Raw genomic sequence first — 5,398 nt, forward strand, 5'->3', positions numbered from 1 at the left:
CTTTTTCTTCTGGTGTAAAATGTCTTCTCTTTTCCATAATTCTATTCTAACTAATTCTGATTGATTTGTCTGTCTTAATTTCTGGTATCATTATACTTGCCCTTAACAGAATCAATCCACGACCAAAAAGCATCTTAAACAGGTTTCTCCTGTTTAAGATGCTCCAATTTACGTTGTTCCATTGATAAATTTTCAAGAGTCTTTTCTATCTCAAAAAGTTTATTGCAAAATGCAATCCCCTGACTCGGTATGGTAGCCTCCGGACTATGTACATCTTTCGGGAGAGCATCTACGAAGTTCCTACGAAGATGGGTCCAGCAAAGGCATCTTGTAATTCCCGGAATCTTGTTGTACCCGGAGTAGGCATCAGTGTGGAGGTATTCATTAAATCCTTTCAGAAATTCCTGAGGGTATTTGCCACTCCTTCCAGGTTGGTACTCAAAGATCCGTATGGAGTAGTTGCAGTGCTGCCCGGTGCTGTATACCCACATGTAAGAATCGGTGGTGTTTTTGCGACCTTCCTCATTCATAACCTGAACTGTAGTTTCATCTGCGTGTATATATTTTTCTTGCAATAGTTTTTTATGCATCAGTTCTACCAATGGCATCAGCCAATCACGGGATGCAGCTATTATCCAGTTAGCCATGGTGGCACGGCTTAACTTTACACCAAGGGATTGCCACTCTTTTTCCTAACGGTAAAGTGGAAGCGCATTGACGAACTTTTGATGCATAACCCATGCTACTGTAGATGGAGATGGCATGGAATGCTGAACCACGGGGTATGGCATAGGGGATTTCTCCATGTATGGTTCTCCGTTCTTATGGCATGTACGACATTCGAAGGTCTCTCGATAATAATCAATTACCCTGACTTTGGCAGGTATATATTCTATTTCTGTGCGCACGAATTCTTCGCCAACTGATACAAGAGGAGTTCCGCAAGCTTCGCAGAAACGGTCTTCTTCAGCAAGCGTACAGAGGTGTTTTGTATGTGGAATATCCTTTAATAGTTCAGCCTTCTGACCTTTGAATTTTTTACGATAATAATTTTGAACTTCTTGCAGCCCAGGTTCTGGTGCTTTAGAATCTGTTTCAACTTCTGCTTCATCAAAAAAAGATAACTGTCCCAATGAAAGGACAGATGTTTTTTCAGAGCTTCTGCCGAAGAGCTTACGTGTCAGATACTCAACTGTATCATGGAGCCGTTTGTTCTCCTGCTTCAGTTCGGATATGCGATTTTCCAGTGCTGCTATCTTTTGTTCTGTGCTCATAAATGATTGTTTCCTTTACGTTTTTTACTACTTTCATTATAGCATAAAAATGCCGTAAAAACTAGTAAATATGCGCTTTTACGACATCTTTTACAGTTAAACAGATGACTCGACATTAATTTTTTTAACTGCTCTTGGTTGATCTACAGAAAGGCCTTCCAAAAGCCATCGAAATTCCTGGTATGTGAGAGACCAAACGGCATTTTCATCCTTCGGCCATTGAAAACTTCCTCCCTCTAACCGTTTGTATAAAAGAACAAAACCATCGCCTTCCCAATATAATGCTTTCATACGGTCGCGTCGTCGACCGCAAAAGAGAAAAAGACTGTTTTGAAAGGGATTCAATTGAAAATTCTGCTGGACTATGGCAGCAAGTCCGTCAATGGATTTTCGCATATCAGTGTATCCGCAAGCTATATTTATCTGCCTTTGAGATGTCACCTAACATTTTGAAGCGCCCTTAAGGTATTTTCTATTAATGCTGTAGATGCACCGTTGTGAATTTCCAATGTTACAGAACCAAAATGTATAAGGATATCAGGCGATGAATCTTGATATATAGAGCTATATTTTGCAGAATGAGACGGAATATCCACAGGCACAATTGTATTGCTTCCTGAAGCTATGGATGGAAGAGCTTCGCATGCTGCCTCACGAACACGTCTTAACCAATAGTAGTAGCTTTTTGGATTGATATCATGCTCTGCACACCATACAGAGACAGTTTGGTCACTACTACGACATTCACGGATAATTTCAGTCCATTGATTTAATCGATATTTGCGGGTTGCTTCCCTGGTATTCAACTCTAAGCCTCCTTTGGAGTTTTTCAAGTAAACTCGAAAAACTCTACAAACTCTAACTTAGAGTATTGTGCCATAATTTTAGGGAAGTTTCTATACACTGACTTATTAGACGCCTACTCTTTAAAAGGTTTAAGCTTTTCTGGTCTTCCTCTTTTTGCATTTTTATCAATGGGATCCTCATCCAATCTGTCTTGTCCAGGTACTTTCTAATAGTTTTCTGTCAAAGTTGGTTTCTCTAGAAATTTGACTAATGCTCATTCCTTGTTCAACTTAGCGTAAAGTTACTGTAGGGATTGTATGGAAATAAAAGTAAAACAATAGAAAAGAAGACTTCATCCTGTTATGATATAAGTTGACAATCAAATAAACAAAAAAGGATGGTAGTTTTCTATGTATAATAGTTTACAACATTTTAATGAATTTGGCACAAGGAAAATTGAAGAAGCAATAAAAAATTTCATAAATGAGAAAAAAGATTTGGCTGATTTGGTTCTAGACCTTCAAGAAAGCCTATTTGAGTTAGGAAGAAATATACTTACTGAAGTATTAGAAGATATGGATGAATATTTGCGTAACTGTGGAATTAGAAAAAAAGAGTGGGAAATTGTAAGAAAAGATCAAACATCTCTTTTAACCAGCTTTGGAACTATTAAATATAAAAGAACATATTTCAAACATAAAAGGGAAGGAAGTCGTAAATATCTAGTAGATGAGATTGTAGGTATAAACCCTCATGACAGAGTAAGTGCAGATGTGGTAATCAATGCTATAGATGAAGCCATAGACAGTAGTTATAGCAAGGCAGGAGAAAAAGTAGCATATATGGATGAAATCAGTAAACAATCAGTTATGAACAAGATACATCAAATTGAAGTAACAGATGCACCAATATATGTTCAGGAGAAAAAGGATATAAAAATACTTTACATTGAGGCAGATGAAGATCATGTAGCACTACAGAAAAGAGGAGAAATAGAAAAGGATTTAAAAAAGAATAAAATAGCTATGCCTAAGATTGTTTATGTACATAAAGGTATAGATAGAGAAAAAAGCACAAAAGACAGAAAAGTTTTAAAGAATGTAAGATATTTTGGTGGAGAAATAAACACAGAAGAGTTGTGGCTAAAAGTAGCAGAATATATAGATGCAAAATACAATGAAGAAAATATAGAAAAAATATATATATCGGGAGATGGAGCGTCTTGGATACGCCAAGGGACTCAATGGATAACAAAGAGCAAATTTGTCCTGGACAGATATCGTATGAATAAATATATAAAAGCTGCAACAGCACATCTGGATGATGAAGGAACAATGTATTATGCCATAAAGGACGCAATTGAATGGCCAGATAGAGATATGGTAAAAGATGTATTTAAGGAAATAATAGAAAAGACAGAGTCTGATACAAAGAAAGAAGTTGTAAAGAATGCACGAAAATATATTCTAAAAAACTGGGATGGTATAGAGATTCAATCAGAAAGAGGAGAAGAGACAATTGGATGTAGTGCAGAGGGTCATGTAAGCCATGTTTTATCTGATAGATTAAGTAGTAGGCCTAAAGGGTGGTCAAAGATTGGTGTTGCACAAATGTCACAGCTTAGGATATACAAGGAAAACGGTGGTAAAATATATGACTTAGTTATGGCACAAAAGATAAAAGAAGAAAAAGAAAAGAAGATACAAATACAAGAAACATTGATAAAAAGCTTAAGAAATGTAACAACGAAATATGAAAATGCAGTAAATGCAAATATTACAGTAATAGATGCAGGACATAAAACGGGTCTTTATAATAGTATAAAAACTATAATAGGCATACGATAGGACATGAAAGGAATGGCGAAGCGAACTCTTTACAATAAGAGGGGCCCATATGATATACTTGACTAAGTGGCAGCCGAAAACTTCGAAGAAATGCTAAAAAATTAGTGTGCCACTATGGCTGACAAATCATATGGGAGATGCTTGTTGTCAAGAGCATTCCATCAATATAAATATCAGGATGATTCTATTCTTCTTTTCCCTACAGTAAATTGACGCTATCCTTGTTCAAAATACAATTTTCTGATATGATTTTTTTGAGTCATTGATAGCATCCTCCAATTCCTCCTTGTAAAAGATTGGCCTCTAATACAAGGATAATTTTAAATGGTGGTGCCTTCAATGGCTTTTTTCATTTCTGAGTACTAATTAATTGCAAAATTGAGGAATTCTTTTTTTCACTTTTGTCCATTCTTATTTTACATTAAACACGAATTATGTATGGAAGGTGTAGTTTTGATACATTAAAGGCTAAAATTCTTAGGCTTGAAAAAATGCGATTGCTCAACAAACTTTGGAAAGAACCAAAGAACTATTGTAGAAAACATTACGTCCCATTGTAAAGGGGCGAATACAATTTTCTGCAAGGTTATTAGAGATGGAGCAGTTGCCGTCTAAAAGGAGAATATAATTAATTTTGTGCTTTTATAGAGAACAATCTCTTAACAGGCAAGAAGTGTTAAATCTAATTTTCTGAAATTAAATATCTTATTTTTACTTTGCCCATATTATTCTATTTTATGCATTAAAACTATTTAGCCCCCTAATATAATTGGAGAAACCATACGAATTTAGTAAAATGAAATAGGGGGTTGATCCAGAATGAAACACTATGATGATAAATTCAAGGAACAAGTAATAAAAGAGTGTCAAGAAGTGGGTAATATTTCACTTGTTGCAAGGCGCCATGATATATCTAAAACCACTATATTTGGTTGGATAAAAACTTATAAGAAGAGGGGTTCAGTCGCTCCACTTCCTAAAGATAAAGACAATAGAGTAAAAGAATTAGAACATAGGCTTAATGTTGTAAGCATAGAAAATGATAGATTAAAAAAGCTTGTTGCAGAAAAAGAGTTAGAACTGTTAATACTTAGAGAATTAAGGGACAGAGTAAACCCCAAGTAGCCGACAAAGTTGCAATTGCATTAAGGTGGATAAATAAAGGTTATGATATATCTTTAGTACTAGGCTTTGTCGGCATTGCTGCATCCACCTATTATGAATACATAAAAAGACAATCAAAATATAATAGAACTCATAATATTGCGGTATTTAATAAAGATGCTGGAAGGCCTAAACTTGGTTATTCATATACAAAAACCGGTAAAAAAGTATCTGATGAACAAATAAAGGAGTGGTTATGCAATCTAATATCTGGAGATGGTTTTCCCTATGGTTATCGTAAATTAACAATATGCCTTAGAGAAGATTATGGCCTAATTATCAATCATAAAAAAGTATATAGGCTGTGCAAAGAATTAGATATATTAA

General features: G+C 35.3%; 3 protein-coding genes and 3 pseudogenes. 2 read left to right on the forward strand and 4 right to left on the reverse strand.

What is annotated here, in order from left to right:
- Positions 1 to 137: 137 nt before the first annotated feature.
- The 3 genes and pseudogenes from tnpC to tnpA form a co-directional block, all read right to left on the reverse strand.
- A pseudogene (gene tnpC / locus BUB48_RS17230) lies at positions 138 to 1,274 on the reverse strand (IS66 family transposase); the annotation flags it as partial.
- Between the two features lie 96 nt (positions 1,275 to 1,370).
- Positions 1,371 to 1,715 carry an IS66 family insertion sequence element accessory protein TnpB gene (gene tnpB, locus BUB48_RS17235; RefSeq protein ID WP_278308975.1) on the reverse strand — a complete coding sequence of 115 codons (345 nt, stop codon included), beginning with the start codon at positions 1,713 to 1,715 and terminating at the stop codon, positions 1,371 to 1,373.
- The gene (gene tnpA / locus BUB48_RS17240; protein WP_073028146.1) at positions 1,712 to 2,080 is read right to left on the reverse strand and encodes an IS66 family insertion sequence element accessory protein TnpA; all 369 of its coding nucleotides are present in this window, start codon (positions 2,078 to 2,080) and stop codon (positions 1,712 to 1,714) included. Before tnpA ends, tnpB begins: the two co-directional genes overlap by 4 nt.
- Positions 2,081 to 2,470: 390 nt before the next feature.
- Here tnpA and BUB48_RS17245 point away from each other — a divergent pair, with 390 nt between their 5' ends.
- Positions 2,471 to 3,907, forward strand: a complete 1,437-nt coding sequence (locus BUB48_RS17245; RefSeq protein ID WP_073028149.1) for an ISLre2 family transposase — start codon at positions 2,471 to 2,473, stop codon at positions 3,905 to 3,907.
- Between the two features lie 546 nt (positions 3,908 to 4,453).
- Here the strand turns inward: BUB48_RS17245 and BUB48_RS19280 are convergent.
- Positions 4,454 to 4,540 (reverse strand): annotated as a pseudogene (locus BUB48_RS19280) (IS66 family transposase); the annotation flags it as partial.
- A gap of 186 nt (positions 4,541 to 4,726) precedes the next feature.
- Here BUB48_RS19280 and BUB48_RS18740 point away from each other — a divergent pair.
- Positions 4,727 to 5,398, forward strand: a pseudogene (locus BUB48_RS18740) (transposase); the annotation flags it as partial.

The sequence above is a fragment of the Lutispora thermophila DSM 19022 genome, assembly GCF_900142105.1.
Lineage (GTDB): Bacteria > Bacillota > Clostridia > Lutisporales > Lutisporaceae > Lutispora > Lutispora thermophila.

Bases quoted from the DNA above. Each gene is read 5' to 3' on its own strand.
- BUB48_RS17245 (WP_073028149.1), top strand. From the start codon at position 2,471: ATGTATAATAGTTTACAACATTTTAATGAATTTGGCACAAGGAAAATT.